The organism is Zunongwangia sp. SCSIO 43204 (assembly GCF_019904275.1).
Taxonomy (GTDB): domain Bacteria; phylum Bacteroidota; class Bacteroidia; order Flavobacteriales; family Flavobacteriaceae; genus Zunongwangia; species Zunongwangia mangrovi.
Genome location: NZ_CP063204.1, coordinates 275,001 through 296,429, shown reverse-complemented (window position 1 = coordinate 296,429; position 21,429 = coordinate 275,001). Strand labels below are relative to the sequence as shown.

Genomic DNA, 21,429 nt, shown 5'->3' with positions numbered 1-21,429 from the left:
CACATGATTATGTGACCTTTCTGTTTTATTGGTGCTAAATGGTTGATTATGCAACGCTTATTTTCATGTCGTTGCCTTCTTTAAAAACTTCGATCATTTTATGCTTTCTTAAAGATTTTAAAGCTTTATCCCATTTTTTATTGCTTAAACCAGATTTCTCTTTGATAAGATTCATATCGTGTTTCTGGTCGTCTTTTAATAATTGATAAACCGCTTTTTCTTCCTCGGTAAGTTCAACTTGTTTCTTTTCAGGCTTCATTTGTGGGAAGAATAATACTTCCTGAATAGATTGATTGTTTGTTAAGAACATTATTAAACGATCCATCCCAATTCCCAATCCAGATGTTGGAGGCATACCATATTCTAGCGCACGTAAGAAATCCTGATCGATAAACTCGGTTGCTTCATCATCTCCTTTTTCTGCTAATCGTAACTGCTCTTCAAAACGCTCACGTTGGTCGATAGGATCATTAAGCTCTGAATATGCATTAGCGATCTCTTTCCCACAAACCATAAGTTCAAAACGCTCGGTTAACTCTGGATTCTCTCTATGCTCCTTACAAAGGGGGCTCATTTCTTTTGGATAGTCTGTAATGAATGTTGGTTGAATGTAGTTTCCTTCACATTTTTCACCAAAGATTTCATCGATAAGTTTTCCTTTCCCCATGGTTTCATCAACCTCGATGCCCATTCCTTTCGCTGCTTCAAATAATTCAGCTTCAGATTTACCGGTAATATCAAATCCTGTAAATTCGATAATTGCATCGGTCATTGTTACACGCTTGTATGGAGCTTTAAAATCTACGTTGTGTTTTCCGAAGGTAGCTTCCGTAGTTCCGTTAACCGCCATGGCACAATGTTCCAGAAGTTTTTCGGTAAAATCCATCATCCAATTATAGTCTTTATAAGAGACATAGATTTCCATCGCAGTAAACTCTGGATTGTGAGTTCTATCCATTCCTTCATTTCTGAAGTTTTTAGAGAATTCATACACTCCGTCGAAACCACCTACAATAAGCCTTTTTAAGTAAAGCTCGTTGGCGATTCTTAAATATAAAGGAATGTCTAAAGCATTATGATGTGTGATAAATGGGCGTGCGGCTGCTCCACCAGGGATCGATTGAAGGATTGGTGTTTCAACTTCAAAATAACCAGCCTCGTTAAAGAAATTACGCATCGCACTAAAAAGTTTAGTACGTTTTACGAATATCTCTTTCACTTTTGGATTTACAGCAAGATCTGCATATCGTTGGCGATATCGGTGCTCTGGATCTGTAAAACCATCGTAAGTATTTCCTTCTTTATCTGTTTTTGGTAATGGCAATGGGCGAATAGATTTGCTTAGCAGGCTAAAATCTTTTACCATCACGGTCATTTCGCCTACCTGAGTTTTAAATAATTCACCTTCAATACCTATAAAATCACCTATATCCAGCAGCTTCTTGTAAATGTCGTTGTATTTGGACTTATCTTCTCCTGTACAAATTTCATCACGGTTAAAGTAAACCTGAATCTTTCCTTTAGAATCCTGAAGCTCTGCAAAAGATGCTTTACCCTGAATTCTACGAGACATTAATCTACCCGCGATTACAACTTTTTTACCCTCTTCGAAATTTGCCTTGATATCGGCAGATGTGTGATCTAATGGAAATAAATCGGCCGGATAAGGATTAATTCCTTTTTCCCTTAATGTAGCCAGTTTTTCTCTTCTTACAATTTCCTGTTCAGATAGCTGCATGGTGTAATTTTAAAGTTTAATGGCCTCTCGTTTTAAGAAGCAGCTGCAAATATAATGACAATCAGAGTACCAACCAATGTTATACTTAAGATTAGATATGAATCTGGTTTAGAAATTCTATCTTTGTTTTTGGTTTTAGATAATATCGAAATTATGAGTATTTGGCGTGTTATTTTATCGATCATTTTTCCGCCTTTAGCAGTGTTTGATAAAGGTTGTGGTTCTATTTTGATCGTGCTTATTCTTACTTTGCTTGGTTGGATTCCAGGAGTTATTGCTGCGCTTATAATTTTGAATAACGCTAATAAATGATGCAAGAGGTGCAAAATAAGAAAATAGAAGTACAGGAATTAGGACTTAAAGATTATAAAGAAACCTGGGATTATCAGGAACAGCTTTTTAAAGAAATTCTGGACTTAAAAGTAAAGAACAGGAGAGAGGACACCAATCTAGAGACACCCAACTACTTACTTTCTGTAGAGCATCCTCACGTTTATACTCTGGGGAAAAGCGGTGATATTTCTAATCTTCTAATCAATGAAAAGCAGTTAGAAGAAAAGGGAGCTACATTTTATAAAATTAATCGTGGTGGTGATATTACGTATCATGGTCCTGGGCAAATGGTAATTTATCCCATTTTAGATCTGGATAATTTTTTTACTGATATTCATAAATATCTTAGACTTTTAGAGGAAGCAGTAATTCTGGTTTTAAAAGAATATGGTATTAATGCTGAACGTAGCGATGGGGAAACCGGAGTTTGGCTTGATGTAGGAACTCCTTTTGCCAGGAAGATCTGTGCGATGGGCGTTCGTGCTAGTAGATGGGTAACTATGCATGGTTTAGCTTTAAACGTAAATGCGGATCTTGGTTATTTCGATAATATTGTTCCCTGCGGAATTAAAGAAAAAGCCGTTACTTCTTTGAACGTTGAGTTAGGTAAAAATCAAGTTGATATGGAAGAGGTGAAACAAAAGTTTTTGAACCATTTTAAGGATTTGTTTAGTGCTGATTTTAATTAAAACTTAATTTCTAGTTGTTCTGGTAGAAGTTTAAAGCTTTTTCGGTGGTATTTTGTAATTCCGTATTTTCTAATTGCTTCACGGTGTTCTTTTGTCCTTACAAATAGAATCGATTTTTTAGTGGCTCACCTTCATCCGGCTACAGTGGTTCACTTTCATCCGGCCAGGGTGGTATACTATGACCGTTTTTTGCATAATACTGACTAAATTGTACAGCTCACAATCGAGTGGATGGCTAGAATTAGAAGGTTTATGACAACTCAGGCATTAAATTTTGATTTGGATATTACTGATGATATTTCTTTTACAGGATTATTGGCGGGAGAATATAATGGCAGAAAGTATAATTTTGTTAGTGCAGAAAGATCAAACTTTGCATCGCCAGAATTACAGGAAGTGTCACAGGGGGGCTACAGTTTTAGGAGCTGCAGGAAGTTATAATGAATCTAAACTTTACTCTTTAATAAGTAGAGCTTCTTTTAATCTATACGGGAAATATATAATTACAGGAAGTTTAAGGGCAGATGGTTCTTCAAAATTTGGTGAAAACGAAAAATGGGGTTATTTCCCATCGATTTCTGGAGGATATATCTTATCTGAAGAAGACTGGTTTAAAAGTGAGGCTTTCAACTTTGTTAAGCTAAGGGCTTCTTATGGGGTGACAGCTAACGATACTGGAATTGGAGCTTATGACGCTCTTGCTGGCGTAAGTTCTACACCATATGCTGGATCTGCTGGTACTGCAATTACAGAGATTGGTAATCCTAATGTAAAATGGGAAGTTACCAGCCAGTTTAATGTTGGGTTCTCTTTAGGTTTATTTGATAATATAGTTTCTGTTGAATATGATTATTTTGATAAGAATACAGATGATCTTCTTCTTAATATACCATTAGCATATTCATCTGGTTTTAGTTCATTCTATGGTAATGTTGGAGAAATGTCTAACAGTGGCCACGAGGTGTCTGTAGATGTTCAGATCTTTGATCGAGATGATTTTAATTGGAAATCTAGTTTAGGTTTCAGTACTCTGGATAACGAAGTAACTTCTCTGGACGGAAATTCTCCATTCACAAGAGGTTTTGCTAGTAGAGTTCAGGAAGGTGAAGAATTAGGCGCTTTCTATGTATTAGATTCTGATGGCTTATATCAGGAAGGTGACGAAATTCCATCTGCTCTAGCCGCAGATGGCGTAGGAGCAGGAGATGTAAAATATGTCGATCAAAATGGCGACGGAATTATTAATGATTCAGTTTACATTATTGGTGGGTCACCTTGGGCAGATTTTACTGCATCCTGGACAAACAATATTCAGTATAAGAATTTTGACCTTTATTTTTTGTGGGCATGGTCTGAAGGTAATGACGTATTTAACTCTACACTTCAGTATACAGGTTCTGCGGCAAACCCAGTTTATGGTAAATTTACCAATCAATTAGATTACTGGACTCCAGATAATACGAATACAAATACACCAAGGTCTAATTATTCAACTTCAGCATATAACAATTACGATTCTACTCGATTGGTAGAAGATGGATCTTTTATTAAGTTGAGAAATGTAACTCTAGGATATACACTTCCAAAAGATCTTTTAGGCTTTGGTAGTATTAGATTTTATGCCTCAGCAGATAACTTGTTAATGTTTACAGATTATTCTGGGATTGATCCAGAGGTGAACTATTCTGGAGATTCTGCAGTAACCAGTGGTACAGATTTCTTAACGCAAGGAGGAAACAAGGTTTATAAATTTGGTGTGAATATAAACTTCTAAAAAAATAAGAATGAGAAATTATCTATTTATATATGTATTGTTAACAACCTTAATTTTTACCGGTTGTGACGACGAACTTCAGGTTGCAGATCCAACGACGATTGGAACAGATCAGTTTATAACAGATATGGCCACCGCTCAACAAGCTATGGACGGTGTTTATGATGCGATGCAAAGTGTCTATGTACAAGGTGCATATCCAATTATGTCCTTAGGTTTGTATGCCGATGAATTTTCGCATAGTGGATCTTACACATTATTTGATGAGATGGTTTTAAATAATGTGCCGGCAACGAATCTTGCAGTCACTTATTTTTGGTCCTATCGATATGTGGTAATTTTTAGAGCAAATTCAGTTATTAATGCAACAGAGGTTTTGACTGATGTTGATGAAACAGCTAAAAACTCTATTATTGCTGAAGCAAAAAGGGATACGTGCTTTGATGTATTTTGATTTAGTAAGAATGTTTGGAGGAGTCCCTCTTCCTAGTGAAAACGATTTGGTCTCTGATAATGGGGCAGCTTCCGCAAATGTTCCTAGATCAACCCAAGAGGAGGTTTATCAGTATATCCTAAATGATATTAACGAGGCCCAGGGAAATATTCAGAATAATGATGTTTATCACTTTTCTGATGATGCATTAAATGTATTACTAGCTGAAGTTGAAATGACACGTGGAAATTATGACCAAGCTACCACGACTCTAGAAAATGTTATTGGTAACTATTCTCTAGTGGAATCTTACTCTGATGTTTTTACGACAGGATCAAATTCAGAAGAGATTTTTAGAATTCGATATACAACAGACGATTCTAATAATTTGTCATTCTATTTCTATCCTTCTGCTTTAGGAGGTAGAAGAGAAGTTGCACCAGAAGCTAGTTTTTTAGAGGCATTTGAAGATGGTGACGAAAGAATTAATCTTATAACGAATAGAGACGATTTTTCTAGTGCATATATTAGCAAGTACTCCAACGTATCTACGGGTACAGATTTACCTTATGTGTATAGATATGCTGAAGTAGAATTGCTATATGCAGAATTATTAGCCAGAAATGGTGATTTTGAAACTGCTTCAGAATATTTGAATGATGTAAGGGATAGAGCAGGTTTGGATAGTCTGAATTTAACATCTGATAATTTTATAGAATTGTTGGTGGAGGAGAGAAGAGTTGAGCTTTTTGCTGAAGGAAAAAGATGGTATGATGCCGTGAGATTGGAGATTTTAGATGAAGTTGTAGCAAATAAAAGTTCATCCTCTTTAAGCGAGAATCGCGTAGTTTGGCCCATTCCTCAGGATGAAATAAATGCCAATCAGGAACTCTCTCAAGAAGATCAGAATCCTGGATATTAAACTAAATATGTAGATAGAGTTAGAGAAAACCGGCACTAAGCCGGTTTTTTTTAGAACTGCATTTAAAAATATAAAATTAATGAGAGAAATTAAGATTGATGTTCTCTCTTTTATGATATTGTGGTTTTTTGATTAAACGTTTTAACATCATAATTCATAAGGGATTGTTAAATTTTCACTTGATGATAGAATTGCTTTTTGAATAACTAAAAAGTTAAAATAATAGCACATTATTTATTAGTAGTTAATTAAGTATGTTTGTTGCTTTTTAAAAAGTTAAAATAGATAAATAATGGTAATTTAAATAGAGGTTTTACTAACATATTGCTATCAAAAAATCATTTCTACTTTTGAATATTAAGTTTTTATTATGATTTTTGAGGCTGAGCTAATTCAAATTAAAATTATAATGAAAAAAACATTACGTGGATTGCTAACGCTATTTATGGTGTTAGCTGTGCAAATTCTTTTTGCACAGGAAAGAACAATTACTGGTACGGTGATAGACGAGGAAGGTTTGCCTTTGCCAGGAGTTAACGTAATTGAAAAAGGAACAAGTAACGGAGTACAAACAGATTTTGATGGTAATTATAGCATCGAAGTTGAGGAAGGTGATGTTATTGTTTTTAGTTACGTAGGGTTCTCTGCCCAAGAGAGAGAAATTACGGCATCAACATCTACTTTGGATGTCACTTTGCAGGTAAGTGCCGATGCTTTAGATGAAGTTTTGGTAGTAGCCTATGGTGCGCAAAGAGAAAAAGCTATTGTAGGTTCGGTTGCATCGTTAGATTCAGAAGTGATTCAAAAACAGCAATTAACGAGTGTAACACAGGCTATACAGGGTAATGTTCCCGGAGTTAATATACTTACTTCTGGAGGGCAACCAGGAGAAAATCCTACTATAAGAATTAGAGGGGTTTCTTCTATTAATGCAAGCGCAGAACCTCTTATCGTTGTTGATGGAGCGCCATACAATGGAAACATAAATTCAATTAGTCCAGATCAAATTGAATCTATGAACGTGCTTAAGGATGCATCTTCAACAGCATTATACGGATCAAGAGGAGCTAATGGTGTAATTGTGATTACTACTAAAAGAGGTGGTTATAACACAGCACCCTCTATTAATATAACTGCAACTGGAGGTCTGTCTTCTCCTGCTGTAGATCTACATGAAACTATTGGTACTAACCAGTATATGCGATATTCTTGGGAAGCCGAAAGAAATGCTTTGCAGTATATCGATGGTGTTGCTCCTAACGAAGCAGGAGCTTTAGCTGCGCAATCAATTATTCCTAATTTGGCTTATAATCCCTATAATGTTGATCAGCCTGTTGATGCTAATGGAAATATCGTAGATGGAGCAAGCTTATTATGGGAGACAGATTGGCAAAAAGAAATGCTTAGAGAAACTTCTTTGAGACAGGAGTACGGAATGAGTATTTCTGGTGGTGGCGAAAGCAGCAGATATTTCTTATCTGCAAATTATTTAGATCAAGAAGGTTCTGTTAAAGAATCTGATTTTGAAAGAATAACCACACGTTTAAATTTAGAAAGTCAATTAACTGATTGGCTACAGGTGGGATTAAATTCATCCTTAACAGTTTCAGAGCAAAATTATCCTGAACAATCTGGAAATTCTTATCAAAGTTCAATCCAATGGATTTATAGTGTTTCGTCTGTTTACCCTCTTTATAGAAGGGATGCTAGTGGTGATTTAGTTTTTGATAACGGAGCGCCAATTTATGATTACGGTAGTACTTCGGGGCAGGCCTTAAATGGAACGAGACCAATGTTAGCTAACGAGAATGCTGTTGGTTCACTTTACAACTATGATAATCTTAATAAAAGAACTAGCGCAACTGCAAATGCTTTTGCAAAAATAGATTTTACAGATTATTTATCCTTTAGAACAAATCTTTCTTATGAGAACTATTTGTACGATTCTAATGTATATGCAGCTTATAATGTAGGTTATGCAGCAAATGTAGGAGGAAGAGTAACACAGAACAGAGATATTACCACGACTTTGAACTTTATTAATTCTTTGAATTTCAACAAAGATTTTGGAAAGCATAATGTTCAGGCTGATGCGATATTCGAAAGTTATAAATACAAAGGAGACTATTTAAGTGCTCAAGGAACAGGATTTTTGCCAGGAGTTAAAGTTTTAAACGGTAGTACGACTCCAGAGAGTGTAGGAGGCTATGTTAATGAAGAGCGTTTGGTAAGTTATTTAGGTAGAGCTTCATATAGCTATGACGACAGATATTTTATTGAAGGTTCTTTTAGAAGGGATGGTTCTTCTAGATTTTCTACAGACACAAGATGGGGAAATTTCTTTTCTGTTGGTGGATCATGGGTAATATCTGATGAGAACTTTTTAGCAGGAAATAGTACGCTTAATTTCTTAAAACTTAAAGCTTCTTATGGAGAGTTAGGTAATAACAGAGGGATAGGTTATTTTCCATATTTGCAATTATTTGAAACTGGTTGGAATCAGTTAGATGCTACAGGAGTACTTTTAGGAGGAGTTACAGATCCTTTGCTTTCATGGGAGAAGACAGCTTCATTTAACGTTGGGGTTGATTTCGGTCTATTCAACGATCGCTTAACAGGTTTAGTTGAATATTACGAAAAGGAATCTGTAGATCTAATTTATGATCAGCCTCTTCCAATTTCTACAGGTAACTCAAGCATTACTACAAATATTGGTGCTGTTAAAAATTATGGATTAGAGGTTACTTTAAACGGAAAAATTATCAATAAAGATAATTTTTCTTGGTCAGCTGGATTAAACTTTTCGTTTGATAATAACGAAATTACCGAACTTACTCAGGACTCATTTATTAATGGTACAAAAAGATGGGAAGAAGGTAAATCTCTTTACGAATTCTATATGCAAGACTGGGCAGGCGTAGATCCTGCAGATGGTTATGGTATGTGGTATATGGATGTATTGGATGATAATGGTAACCCAACAGGAGAGCGAACTACAACTAAAGATTATTCTGCAGCAACAAGATACTATAACGGTTCTTCTTTGCCAGATGTGATTGGAGGGTTTAATACAGATTTGAAATGGGGTAATTTTGATTTTAATATGTTATTCAATTTTTCTTTCGGGTCACAGGTTTATGACGGTTCTTATGCATCATTGATGCGTGGATTTTCAACACCAGGATACCAATCTCACGAAGATATTGCCGCTCGCTGGCAAGAGCCAGGAGATGTGACAAATGTGCCACTACTTCTTAATGCTCAAAACGATTTTAATTCTAGATCAACCAGATTTTTGTTTGATAATGATTACGTGAGATTAAGAGCAGTAACTTTAGGTTATACGTTACCAGGTAGTGTAGTCGAAGATTTAAATATGAATAGCTTACGAGTATATTTACGTGGAGATAACTTATTCACTTACCACAGTCATTTTGGAATCGATCCAGAGCAAAGTGTTGCGGGTACTACTAATAATAGATCTTATATTCTTAAAACAGTTTCAGTAGGATTGAATCTTCAATTTTAATTTAGAAAGATATGAAAAGACAAAATATATTATATAAAAGCCTATATCTGATAGTAGCTATCATGATGATAGGATGTTCAGAAGATTATTTGGAAGAACCGGCTCCTACACAGTCAGTTTCAGAAGATGTTATTTTTAATTCAAGAGAAGGAGTAGAGGCCTTCTTTGCTGGAGTATATCGACTTTCAAGAAGACAGTTTACTAGTTATGATTCTGGTGGGATCTACTCCATGTACATGGCTAGAAGTGTTAAAGGTAATGATCTTATTAATACAACCAGTTGGTTTTCTTTTGATTATGATAACGATAATCGTGAGCCAACTTATCGTAGAACAGTGTTTAGTTGGGAGTATCCTTATTTTATGATCAATCAGCTAAATTCACTAATTAATGGAGTTAATGCGTCTGCAGAACTTTCAGAAGAGGATAAGACTGAACTAATTGCTGAAGCTAGAGTTTTAAGAGCTTTCAATTATTTTCAATTAGCGATGGAATTTCAGCATACATATTCTTATGATCCTTCATTGCCAGCTCCTCCTATTTATACTGAATTATCTTTAGAAGGAAAGCCTATGATTACTTTACAGGAATTATATGATTTTATTCTTGAAGATCTTGAAAACTCTGTAGATGAATTAGGAGCAGATAGAATCAATAAATCTTATGTAAATAGATCTGTAGCTTATGGTATTCTTGCAAGAGTTTATCAGGTAATGGAAAATTGGAGCGGAGCAGAAATGGCTGCAGCAGAAGCTTATGGAGGTAACGCTTCGGCTGTCTTAGATGCTTCTTCTTACGCAAATGGCTTTGATGACATTAGTAACACAGAATGGTTGTGGGGACTACCGCAAACTAGTGATCAGTCAAATTATTATTATGGTGCTCCATCTGCCTTTACAGATCATTATGGTCAAGCATATTCTTCCGTTTATGTTAATCCAAATTTTGTAGATGAATTTAGTGCAACAGATGTTAGAAATACATTTGAAAACGCATATGGTATAGCGCCAGGCGACTATCGCGAATATGTTACTAACAAATTTACTTTTGCTTTTGATTCTGATATCGTGTTGATGAGAACAGCTGAAATGATTTTAATTGAAGCAGAAGCACTATATCAACAAGGTAGAGAAGATGAAGCGCATGATCTGCTGTTTGCTTTACAGTCTAATCGTGATGCTGAAGCTGTTCAATCTGATAATACTGGCAGTGATCTATTCGAAGAAATCCTCTTAGAGAGAAGGAAAGAATTATACGCAGAAATAGGGGTAGAGTGGTTTGATGCGAAGAGATTGCGAAGAGGTATAGATCGTGATCCAATCCACCGAACAGTTCTTACTCTTGAACCAGATGATAATAGATTTTTCTTGAAAATTCCTCAAACTGAAATTGATGCTAACGATGCAATTGATGATTCAGTGAATTCAGACAGATAATTCTGTTTAATATAAATTTTAAAAAGCCACTCAATACATTGAGTGGCTTTTTTATTGGTCTCGCCAAAGGGTACAATACTCCGAGGCTTGCTTCGAAAATAAAAAAATGTTTCTGGTGAATGCCTCTTGGGTTTGCCCCGGGGTAGTTTACTCGAAATCTCTAAATATCAATATTCGTTAAAATCGGGAGGCTTTTTTAAAAATCTATTTCAAGTTGTTCCGGTAGTAGTTTAAAGCTTTTACGGTGATATTTTGTGATTCCGTATTTTCTAATAGCCTCTCTATGCTCTTTTGTGGGATATCCTTTGTTCTTTTTCCAATTATACATAGGGAATTCTTCATGAATTTTGGCCATATATCCATCTCTATATGTTTTTGCTAATATGGAAGCTGCTGCAATACTCAAAAATTTATCATCTCCTTTAATTATACATTCAAAAGGTATGTTTTTGAAAGGCTTAAATCTATTGCCGTCAACAATTATATGCTCTGGAGCTGGATTTAGCTTTTCAATAGATTGATGCATAGCTAATATTGAGGAATTTAGGATATTAATTTCATCGATTGTTTTCATATAAATATGGGTAACTCCGTATGAAATACATTCAGGTATTAAAATTTCCCTTAATAGCTCTCTATTCTTAGCCGTGATTTTTTTTGAATCTCTTAAAACTTTGTTTTTAAAATTTTTAGGTAAGATTACTGCAGCTGCGGTAACAGGTCCGGCTATACAACCCCTTCCAGCTTCATCTGTGCCACATTCGATGCAATCGTATAAATGATTTTTTAACATGATCTTCGATTAATATAGAATCATAGTCAAAGATAGTAGAAGCATCCATACGCGCAATTATATAGATACGATGTTTATTAACTCTTTGCTTAAAAAAATGACATTTATGATTTAGGTGTAAATTAATTGTTAAATGCATCCTTAAGATTTGTGCTTAAAATCTATTTAATTTTTGTTACAAATGTAAATATTATTTGCATAAAGACTTTTAAAATATAATCAATAATACTACACTAAAACGTTTTAATTATAAATAATATAATTTTTTATTAAATTTTCGATCTCATTTATTTTGTTTATTAAGATTTTATTATGATTTTTGGCTCAGGCTAATTCAAATTAACGAAATAATGAAAAAAACATTACATGGATTGCTGACACTTTTTATGGTGTTGGTTGTGCAATTAGTTTTTGCACAAGAGAAAACAGTAACTGGTACTGTGGTAGATGAAGAAGGTTTGCCTTTACCAGGTGTGAACGTTATCCAAAAAGGATCTAACAATGGCGTTCAAACAAATTTTGATGGAGAATACAGTATTAATGTTCCTAGTGGTTCAATACTGGTATTTAGTTATGTGGGGTTTGCCCCTCAAGAGCGCTCAATTGGCTCTTCGGATACAATTAATGTAACTTTGGCAGTAGATGCTGCAGCCTTAGATGAGGTAGTTGTTATGGGGTATGTTGCGAAAAGAAGAGAAGATATGACTGGTTCAACTGTACAAATTGATTCAGATCAAATTAATCAAATTCCTCAAGCAACCGTGGATCAGGCCTTACAGGGAAGGGTTGCTGGTTTACAAATTAGTTCCTCCTCTGGTACTCCGGGGTCAACTCAAGACATCAGAATTAGAGGTATAAGTTCGTTGACAGCGGGTAACGAACCATTGTATGTTATTGATGGAGTTCCAGTTATTAATAGTAACGTCGGAGGGAATTCTTCGAGTTCTTCGCTTTCAGCTCTAGCAAGTTTAAGTAATAATGACATTGAGAGTATATCCGTTTTGAAAGATGCATCAGCGACAGCAGTATATGGTGCGAGAGGAGCAAATGGAGTTATTGTTATAACTACTAAAAGTGGAAAAGCTGGGAAAACTAGGATTAGTTTAAACTCGTATTATGGATTTAGTAATAATGCAATAGATGGCCCACAACCACTTTCTGGTGCTCAAAGGGAAATGCTATTGTATGAAAGTGTATTAAATACATACGGTGAAAACTATAACCTTTCTACCCCGGAAGAAGCTGCGGATTTTTATTTTGATCAACTTGGAGATGGCTATGGTTATCAAGATTGGATTGATGCAGGACGGCCAGAAGCTAATTGGGGTGAATTGGTTACTAATGACGATGCGCCTATTCAGGAACACGTTGTTTCTGCAACTGGAGGTACTGATGATTATAATTTTTACACTTCATTTGGATATTTTGAACAGGAAGCAACAGTAATAGGGTCAACCTTTGATCGGGTGTCTGGTTCTTTGAATTTTTCGAAAGATTTATCAGAATCTTTGGAGTTTTCAACATCTAATACTGCTTCGCATACTTTTCAAGATGGAATCTTGGAGGGTAGTGCGTATTTCTCATCTCCTCATTCAGCAAAGTATTTTACTCCGCCTTTAAATCAACCGTATAATGATGACGGTACCTTTAATTTAGGTACAGCGCTTCCCAACCCTTTATATATTTCTGAAAATGATATTGATGAATCTAAATTCACAAGGATATTATCGAATAATAGTTTAACTTGGCATACCCCGATTCAAAATTTGTCATTGAAATCTAGGGCTTCTATTGATTATCAGGTTTATGATTACAAGAGATATCGTAACAGGGTTACTGGAGATGGTTCTAGTACAGATGGTTATGGAGAGAGAACAAGTAGGAAAACTGCAACTTATGTCTTTCAAAATTCTTTGAATTACTTCAATGCATTCGGAAATCATAATGTAGATATTACTGTCCTTCAGGAGTATCAAGAGTATAGAAATAATTATTTATTTGCAGCAGGTGACAGTTTCGTTACAGATGGTCTTACTAACTTGGCTTCATCAGGTAATCCTACATCTGCATCTGCATCATTTTCAGACTGGTATATTGCTTCGTATTTAGCAACAGGGTCATATAATTTTGATAGCAAATACGTTTTAAATGCTACTTATAGAAGGGAAGGTAACTCCAGATTTTCTGATGATAATAGATGGGGTAATTTTTGGGCTTTTGGAGCTGCATGGAATTTACATAGAGAGAGCTTTTTGAGTGATAGTGAGTTTGTTAATAACCTTAAAATAAGAGGTTCTTATGGTAAAACTGGAAATGCTAATATAGGGATCAATAACTATCAGGTTTTATTTAATTATAATGCTGATTATGCTGGTACTGGTGCAAGCTATCCGGCTGGTTATGGTAACCCTGACTTAACTTGGGAGACGAGTTATACACTTGATGTAGGTTTGGATTTTGGACTTTTGCAAAATAGATTAACAGGTACATTAGGTTATTATGATAGAAGGTCTGAAGATTTATTGTTTGATGTTCCATTATCGTTTACCACAGGTTTTTCTAGTCAGTATAGAAATGTAGGTTCAATGAAGAATACTGGTTTTGAAGCTGAATTGAACATTGATGCTGTTAGGTCTAATGACTTCAATTTTAGCTTTGGAGGAAATGTGGCGACTGTTGATAATGAGGTTTTAGAGGTTGCTCAAGATGCAAATGGAGTTGATATTCCTGTTACTAATAATGTGGCGGCTGGACAAAGATCAACCACTGGTACTATGGCTTACGAATGGTTTATGCCAACTTGGGCAGGTGTTGATCCTGAAACAGGTGTTGATACCTATTATACTGATGAAACTAGAAGTGAGACTACTACAGACTTTGGTCAGGCTGATCGTGTTTTTCAAGGGGCAAGTGCATTACCTACTTTAACTGCTGGTGTGAACATACATGTAGATTTTAAAGGTTTTTTCCTAGATGCACAGGGGTATTATGCAGGTGGGCATAAAATTTATGAGGCTTGGCATAGGTATTTAAACCAGCCTAATTTATATGTTACAGGAGTCTATAATGGTTACACTTCCTTGCTAGATAGATGGCAACAGCCTGGTGATCAAACAAGGGTTGCAAGAGCGGTTTATGGCGGGCAACCTTGGACGTACAATAGTAAATTCTTATTTGATGGAGATTATTTTAGATTAAGAAATGTAACTTTTGGTTATGATCTTGAGCCTGAGATTCTTGAGAATATTGGTATGAGTGGAGCTAGAATTTTCTTAAGAGGGACTAATTTATATACATGGGTTAAAGATGATAATTTAGTTTATGACCCAGAAGTTGATGCTTCAGGTATGACTAGTATTGTTACTCCTCCTGTACAGTCATTTATTTTAGGTGTTAATTTAAATTTTTAGAAAGCGATGAAAAAAAATAATATAATATATATAATATTCGCAGTAGTTTGCGGTGTTTTTCTGTCTTGTTCTACAGAAGACTTGGATCCTTCATTGGAGCAATCGAAACGGAGTGAAGAGGCATTGAATTCTGTTGGAGATATGGAAGGCCTCATTAAGGGGGCTTATAATAGGCTTACTAGTTCAGGTTATTATGGGCGTGATTATTTAGTAACTAATGAAGTTAGAACGCCAAATGTTTTTTCTAACGGGAATTCCGGTCGATTTATTACACAAGGAGAGTTCGGTTACTTGCCCAGTTCTACATATATATGGGATGATGCTTATGGTGTAATCGCTATTGCAAATATTTTGATATCAAGAGATATATCAACTTTGGAAGGATCTGAGGAGGATTTAGCTTACGCTAGACATATTCAGGGACAGGCCTATGCAATGCGAGCTTTAGCTCATTTTGATCTTCTTTTAACTTACGGTCAACAGTATACTAGTGGTGATCTTGGAGTGCCTTACATTACTGGTTTTGGTACAGGCGATGACTTTCCTTCAAGAGAATCCATTAACTCGAATGTAGATAATATATTAGCGGATTTGCAAAGTGCATTTGATTTAATGGATGAGGATTTCTATGATGCTTCGAAAGAATTTATGTCTAAGTACTCTGCAAAAGCCCTAGAATCTAGAGTTGCTCTTTATTTCGAAAGATGGCAGGATGCAAGTGATGCTGCTGAAGCAGTAATTGATTCAGGTATTTATTCAATTGTTTCTGCTGATAATTACGCTAGTTCTTTTATGGATGACGGAGGAGCTAATTCTATTTTTGAGCTTGCTTTTAGCGGTACTGATAATGCGGGGAGTAATTCACTTGAATTTATCTATAGAGGGGGAACGTATGGTGATATTCAGGTTTTGGAAAATGTTCTTTCGATTTATGACGCGGATGATGTTAGAAATGATATTTTAGGTTATGAAGGAGACTTGTTGCGGAATATGGGTAAGTACCCAGACCGTGCATCTAATGTTATTGTGATAAGGTATGAAGAGGTAATACTTAATTACGCAGAGGCGGAATTTAGGTTGGGTAACAATGCTGAAGCGTTGGAATTTCTAAATATGGTTCCAGAATACCGAAACGCTGAACAATATTCTACTGTTTCTGAGGATAATTTCTTGCTAGAAAGAAGAAAAGAGTTGATTTTTGAAGGTCAATATTATTGGGACTTGTTACGAAACGGCCGTGATATTGAGGTTTTAAATATAAATCAAAACATTACTGATCCTATTGAATATGGTGATTATAGGTTAGCATATCCAATTCCTTTAGCGGAAATAGATGCGAATTCAAATATTACACAAAATCCGGGATACGGAGGATAATTATCATGTTAATATTTTTAAACCACCCAAATTGGGTGGTTTTTTTGTTTTATACCAATTCTGTTCTGCTTACGTTATTTTTATACTTTTGTTTCATATTTTGCATAATGAAGAAAATAATTTTCCTATTATCACTTTTATCTTTTTCTCTAAGTTTTGGACAAGAACAAAATTTGTCTGGGAGACCGAATTCTGATAAGTCTAAAGATACTGTTAAAGAGCCGACAATTGATCTTTTTAAAATAATTTCGATAGATAACGATACTACTCATGTCGACACTTCATTAACTATTCAAAAAGATTATAGGTTCAATTACCTCAGGAAAGATATCTTTGGCCTTTTGCCTTTTGCTAACACAGGACAAACTTATAATCAGCTTACCGAGTTTCGTGATTTCAATTCTGTAATTCCAAAATTTGGTGCTAGAGCGAGACATTATAATTTTATGGAGGCAAAGGATGTTAACTATTATTACGTTCCTACGCCGCTAACTGAATTATACTTTAAAACAGTTCCAGAACAAGGTCAGCAATTAGATGCTTTTTTTACTGTGAACACTTCAGAAAGATTGAATTTTAGTGTGGCATATAAAGGTGTGCGTGCTTTAGGTAGGTACAGACATATTCTTACAAGTTCAGGAAATTTTAGGACCACCCTAAACTATCAAACAAAGAATAGGAAGTATAGGGTGAAAGCACATTTTGTAAGTCAGGATTTACTTAATGAAGAAAATGGAGGTTTAACCAATGATGCTTTAGTCTCTTACATAACTAAGGAACCAGAATTTGATGATCGATCAGTTTTAGATGTTAATTTTGAAGATGCAGAAAGCATTTTATATGGTAAAGGTCTTTTCCTTTATCACGAATATTATTTGTTAGGTGCACAGGATACGGTTCAGAACAAACTTTACCTTAGTCACAGGTTAGATTACTCTTATAAGAAATTTCAGTATCTCCAATCATCTGCTGCTAATACATTACTTGGGGAGTCCTTTCAAAGCACTAATCTTAATGATGAGACCAGATTTAGGAATTTAAATAATACAATTGCAGTTAATTTTGATAATCCTGTTTTGGGTAAACTTTCTGGAAGAGCGGGTTACTCTTCTTTCGACTACTGGTACGATTCGGTTTTTGTTGGTGAAGAAGGTGTCGCAGAAGACCGTCTGGAGGGTAGGTTGTTAAATGTAGGAGGGAGCTACGATAATTTTTTAGCCGGTTTTAATTTACATGGAGATATCTCATTTAATTTTGGAGATGATTTTTCTGGGAATCACATCCTTGCTTCTGCGGGTTATCAATTAGACGAAAATAATTTTTTAAACTTTGGTATTAAGCAGACGAGTAGAGCGCCAAATTTAAATTTTCTATTATATCAAAGTGATTATGTGAATTATAATTGGCAAAATGATTTTGATAACGAAAATGCGCAAAGTCTATTTTTCGAATTATCTGCACGATTAGTGGCTGATATTAGCGGTGAGTTAACTCAAATTCAAAATTTCACCTATTTTTCCTTAGATGATCAAAATGCTGTAAAACCATTACAGTTTGATGGAGATGTGAGATACTTCAAGCTTAAAGCGCAAAGAGAGTTTAACTTCGGGAAATTCGCACTGGATAATACAGTGCTTTATCAAAATGTGTCAGATGGTGATGCTGTTCTCAATTTGCCAGAACTGGTAACCAGGAATACATTTTATTACAAGGACTTTTGGTTTAATAAGGCCTTATATTTGCAAACCGGTCTTAGTTTTCGATATTTTTCTTCTTACCAAATGGATGCGTACGATCCAGTTTTAGCTGAATTTTACGTTCAAAATGATGTGGAATATGGTAATTATCCCGTGGTCGATTTCTTTTTTAATGGTAAAGTAGACCAGGCTAGAATATTTTTTAAGCTCGAAAATTTAAATTTCCTTATCGACGGCAATAATAATTTCTCTGCGCCACGGCATCCGCACAATGATTTTATGGTGAGATTTGGTCTCGTTTGGAACTTTTTTCTCTAATTTTTACTGAAGTTTTGATGTGTTATTCTGAAAGGTTTTTGATTTTTGAAATGTTAATCTGAAGTTAAGGTGTGCTAAAGCGGTCGAAAACTCTACGGATGATCTTTTTTGATGTGAAATTCGTAAAAATCAAACTAAATTTTAAAAGGCTTGTGATTCTAAAAAAGGGCTGTATATTTGCACTCGCTTAGCCGCTGTGGTGGTGTTAAAAAAGCGGAAGTTCATTGAGGTTTTAGGATATTTAGGAGCAAAAAAAACTTAAAAAAAGATTTGGTTTGTAATTAAAAAAGCCGGTATCTTTGCGCCTCGCTAGCCCCGCTTAAGGGTGGAGTTGGAATAAGGGAGTTCATTGAGTTTTTATTGAAAATTAGCTTTAAAAAAACTTTAAAAAAGTTTTGCTGGTTAAAGAAAAAGAGTTGTATATTTGCAGCCGCTTTAACGGCGAGGTTCTTTGAAAGTTTTGAGTAAGAGAAAAGTGAAAAAATATCTTTAAATTTTTCTTGTGAATTTAAAAAGTAGTTGTATATTTGCAGCCGCTTTGAGAGAAAGCTAAAAAGCTCTTAAAATTTTGAAAAACAGAAATACCGACTGGGGTTATAATTAAGGTTCGATACCTTAGATTTCAACGAAAGGATCTTTAATTAGATCCGGACTTTTAAATAAGTTCATTGACATATTGAATTGACTAGACGATACTAATTTTAATTTGATTAGGATTAGTATAGCGTAAAGATTAAGAATTAAGACTATAAAGAGTCAAACTTTTGAGCTTTAGACTTCTTGAGAAGGAAAACATTTATTTGATTGTAACATATTAATGAAACAACGATGAAGAGTTTGATCCTGGCTCAGGATGAACGCTAGCGGCAGGCTTAACACATGCAAGTCGAGGGGTAACAGGGAGTGCTTGCACTCTGCTGACGACCGGCGCACGGGTGCGTAACGCGTATGCAATCTACCTCTTACTGAGGGATAGCCCATGGAAACGTGGATTAACACCTCATAGTATTATGAATTGGCATCAATTTATGATTAAAGGTTACGGTAAGAGATGAGCATGCGTCCTATTAGCTAGATGGTAGGTAACGGCTTACCATGGCAACGATAGGTAGGGGTCCTGAGAGGGAGATCCCCCACACTGGTACTGAGACACGGACCAGACTCCTACGGGAGGCAGCAGTGAGGAATATTGGACAATGGGCGAGAGCCTGATCCAGCCATGCCGCGTGCAGGAAGACTGCCCTATGGGTTGTAAACTGCTTTTACAGAGGAAGAACCCTCCCTACGTGTGGGGAGTTGACGGTACTCTGCGAATAAGGATCGGCTAACTCCGTGCCAGCAGCCGCGGTAATACGGAGGATCCAAGCGTTATCCGGAATCATTGGGTTTAAAGGGTCCGTAGGCGGGTTTATAAGTCAGTGGTGAAAGTCTGCAGCTTAACTGTAGAACTGCCATTGATACTGTAGATCTTGAATCATTATGAAGTGGTTAGAATGTGTAGTGTAGCGGTGAAATGCATAGATATTACACAGAATACCGATTGCGAAGGCAGATCACTAATAATGCATTGACGCTGATGGACGAAAGCGTAGGTAGCGAACAGGATTAGATACCCTGGTAGTCTACGCCGTAAACGATGGTTACTAGCTGTCCGGCCTAATTGAGGGCTGGGTGGTTAAGCGAAAGTGATAAGTAACCCACCTGGGGAGTACGTTCGCAAGAATGAAACTCAAAGGAATTGACGGGGGCCCGCACAAGCGGTGGAGCATGTGGTTTAATTCGATGATACGCGAGGAACCTTACCAGGGCTTAAATGCAGTCTGACGTATCTGGAAACAGATATTTCTTCGGACAGATTGCAAGGTGCTGCATGGTTGTCGTCAGCTCGTGCCGTGAGGTGTCAGGTTAAGTCCTATAACGAGCGCAACCCCTGTGGTTAGTTGCCAGCACGTAATGGTGGGAACTCTAGCCAGACTGCCGGTGCAAACCGTGAGGAAGGTGGGGATGACGTCAAATCATCACGGCCCTTACGTCCTGGGCCACACACGTGCTACAATGGTAGGGACAGAGAGCAGCCACTTCGCGAGAAGGAGCGAATCTATAAACCCTATCACAGTTCGGATCGTAGTCTGCAACTCGACTACGTGAAGCTGGAATCGCTAGTAATCGCATATCAGCCATGATGCGGTGAATACGTTCCCGGGCCTTGTACACACCGCCCGTCAAGCCATGGAAGCCGGGGGTACCTGAAGTCCGTTACCGAGAGGAGCGGCCTAGGGTAAAACTGGTAACTGGGGCTAAGTCGTAACAAGGTAGCCGTACCGGAAGGTGCGGCTGGAACACCTCCTTTCTAGAGCATTCTCTTAAATTATAAGAGGATCGCAATTAAATAAAGGGAAGTTCAAAATTAGGCCTTTTAGGTCTTGATTCTTAATGTCAATTCGATTATGGACAGTCTCATAGCTCAGCTGGTTAGAGCGCTACACTGATAATGTAGAGGTCGGCAGTTCGAGTCTGCCTGAGACTACAAAGTAGAGGAAGGTAGGAGAGAAGTTTATCCGCCGGAGCGTAAGCGAAGGAGGAAGTCTGCCTGAGACTACAAAATGGTCATCAGGCCAAAGAAGTTCATTTGAAACACTGAAGGAAATTTTAGAGGTTGAGTAGCCGTTATAAGTACTGTTAACTAATAACTGGTTAACTGATCACTAAGAGACGGGGGATTAGCTCAGCTGGCTAGAGCGCCTGCCTTGCACGCAGGAGGTCATCGGTTCGACTCCGATATTCTCCACCAAGTTTAGATGTTAGAGGCTAGACTTGAGATGTTAGATTATCTAATGTCTCATATCTAAAATCTCAAATCTATACAGAAAGTTCATTGACATATTGAGAAATAAAGAATACGAGAAACTAACGCTTATTATGAGATAGAATTTATTCTACGAATAATAGCAAAACAAAATAGTTGAGCAATTATCGCAAG

12 protein-coding genes, 2 tRNA genes, 1 rRNA gene and 1 pseudogene are annotated in these 21,429 nt (G+C 36.3%); 13 read left to right on the top strand and 3 right to left on the bottom strand.

Annotation, left to right across the window (positions count from 1 at the left end; genetic code table 11):
- Positions 1-46: 46 nt before the first annotated feature.
- Positions 47-1,738: a lysine--tRNA ligase gene (gene lysS / locus INR75_RS01405; RefSeq protein ID WP_223090461.1), complete on the bottom strand. Its 1,692-nt coding sequence runs from the start codon at positions 1,736-1,738 to the stop codon at positions 47-49.
- 153 nt (positions 1,739-1,891) lie between these two features.
- Between lysS and INR75_RS01400 the strand changes: the two genes are divergently transcribed.
- Together INR75_RS01400 and lipB are read left to right on the top strand one after the other, a co-directional pair.
- Complete coding sequence (locus tag INR75_RS01400; protein WP_223091822.1) at positions 1,892-2,050, top strand: YqaE/Pmp3 family membrane protein; 159 nt, start codon at positions 1,892-1,894, stop codon at positions 2,048-2,050.
- Positions 2,047-2,760, top strand: a complete 714-nt coding sequence (gene lipB / locus INR75_RS01395) for a lipoyl(octanoyl) transferase LipB (RefSeq protein ID WP_223090460.1) — start codon at positions 2,047-2,049, stop codon at positions 2,758-2,760. The genes INR75_RS01400 and lipB overlap by 4 nt, the downstream gene beginning before the upstream one ends.
- Here lipB and INR75_RS20355 read toward each other — a convergent pair.
- Positions 2,757-2,855: pseudogene (locus INR75_RS20355) on the bottom strand (ribonuclease HII); the annotation flags it as partial. The gene lipB and the pseudogene INR75_RS20355 overlap by 4 nt on opposite strands.
- A gap of 236 nt (positions 2,856-3,091) precedes the next feature.
- Between INR75_RS20355 and INR75_RS01390 the strand changes: the two are divergent.
- The 5 genes from INR75_RS01390 (at position 3,092) to INR75_RS01370 (ending at position 10,854) form a co-directional block, all read left to right on the top strand.
- On the top strand, positions 3,092-4,534 hold the full coding sequence (locus INR75_RS01390) for a SusC/RagA family TonB-linked outer membrane protein (RefSeq protein WP_223090459.1): 1,443 nt from the start codon (positions 3,092-3,094) through the stop codon (positions 4,532-4,534).
- 10 nt (positions 4,535-4,544) lie between these two features.
- Positions 4,545-4,988 (top strand): hypothetical protein, encoded by a 444-nt coding sequence (locus INR75_RS01385; RefSeq protein WP_223090458.1) that lies wholly within the window; start codon positions 4,545-4,547, stop codon positions 4,986-4,988.
- A complete protein-coding gene (locus tag INR75_RS01380; RefSeq protein WP_223090457.1) occupies positions 4,924-5,889 on the top strand; it encodes a RagB/SusD family nutrient uptake outer membrane protein in 966 nt (321 codons plus the stop codon). Before INR75_RS01385 ends, INR75_RS01380 begins: the two co-directional genes overlap by 65 nt.
- Positions 5,890-6,298: 409 nt before the next feature.
- On the top strand, positions 6,299-9,418 hold the full coding sequence (locus INR75_RS01375) for a TonB-dependent receptor (RefSeq protein WP_223090456.1): 3,120 nt from the start codon (positions 6,299-6,301) through the stop codon (positions 9,416-9,418).
- A gap of 62 nt (positions 9,419-9,480) precedes the next feature.
- A complete protein-coding gene (locus INR75_RS01370) occupies positions 9,481-10,854 on the top strand; it encodes a RagB/SusD family nutrient uptake outer membrane protein (protein WP_255584611.1) in 1,374 nt (457 codons plus the stop codon).
- Between the two features lie 196 nt (positions 10,855-11,050).
- On the opposite strand, the gene INR75_RS01365 is transcribed toward INR75_RS01370, so the two are convergent.
- Positions 11,051-11,647, bottom strand: coding sequence for a ribonuclease HII (locus tag INR75_RS01365; RefSeq protein WP_223090454.1), 597 nt, complete (start codon positions 11,645-11,647; stop codon positions 11,051-11,053).
- Between the two features lie 350 nt (positions 11,648-11,997).
- Here INR75_RS01365 and INR75_RS01360 point away from each other — a divergent pair, with 350 nt between their 5' ends.
- The 6 genes from INR75_RS01360 to INR75_RS01335 all read left to right on the top strand — a co-directional run bounded on the left by INR75_RS01360 (position 11,998) and on the right by INR75_RS01335 (position 21,240).
- The gene (locus INR75_RS01360; protein WP_223090453.1) at positions 11,998-15,057 is read left to right on the top strand and encodes a TonB-dependent receptor; all 3,060 of its coding nucleotides are present in this window, start codon (positions 11,998-12,000) and stop codon (positions 15,055-15,057) included.
- Positions 15,058-15,063: 6 nt separating this feature from the next.
- The gene (locus INR75_RS01355; protein WP_092539364.1) at positions 15,064-16,434 is read left to right on the top strand and encodes a RagB/SusD family nutrient uptake outer membrane protein; all 1,371 of its coding nucleotides are present in this window, start codon (positions 15,064-15,066) and stop codon (positions 16,432-16,434) included.
- A 107-nt stretch (positions 16,435-16,541) separates the two neighbouring features.
- Positions 16,542-18,449, top strand: coding sequence for a putative porin (locus INR75_RS01350; RefSeq protein WP_223090452.1), 1,908 nt, complete (start codon positions 16,542-16,544; stop codon positions 18,447-18,449).
- An 825-nt stretch (positions 18,450-19,274) separates the two neighbouring features.
- A 16S ribosomal RNA gene (locus tag INR75_RS01345) occupies positions 19,275-20,799 on the top strand.
- A gap of 103 nt (positions 20,800-20,902) precedes the next feature.
- Positions 20,903-20,976, top strand: a tRNA-Ile gene (locus tag INR75_RS01340).
- A gap of 187 nt (positions 20,977-21,163) precedes the next feature.
- A tRNA-Ala gene (locus tag INR75_RS01335) sits at positions 21,164-21,240 on the top strand.
- Positions 21,241-21,429 lie beyond the last annotated feature (189 nt).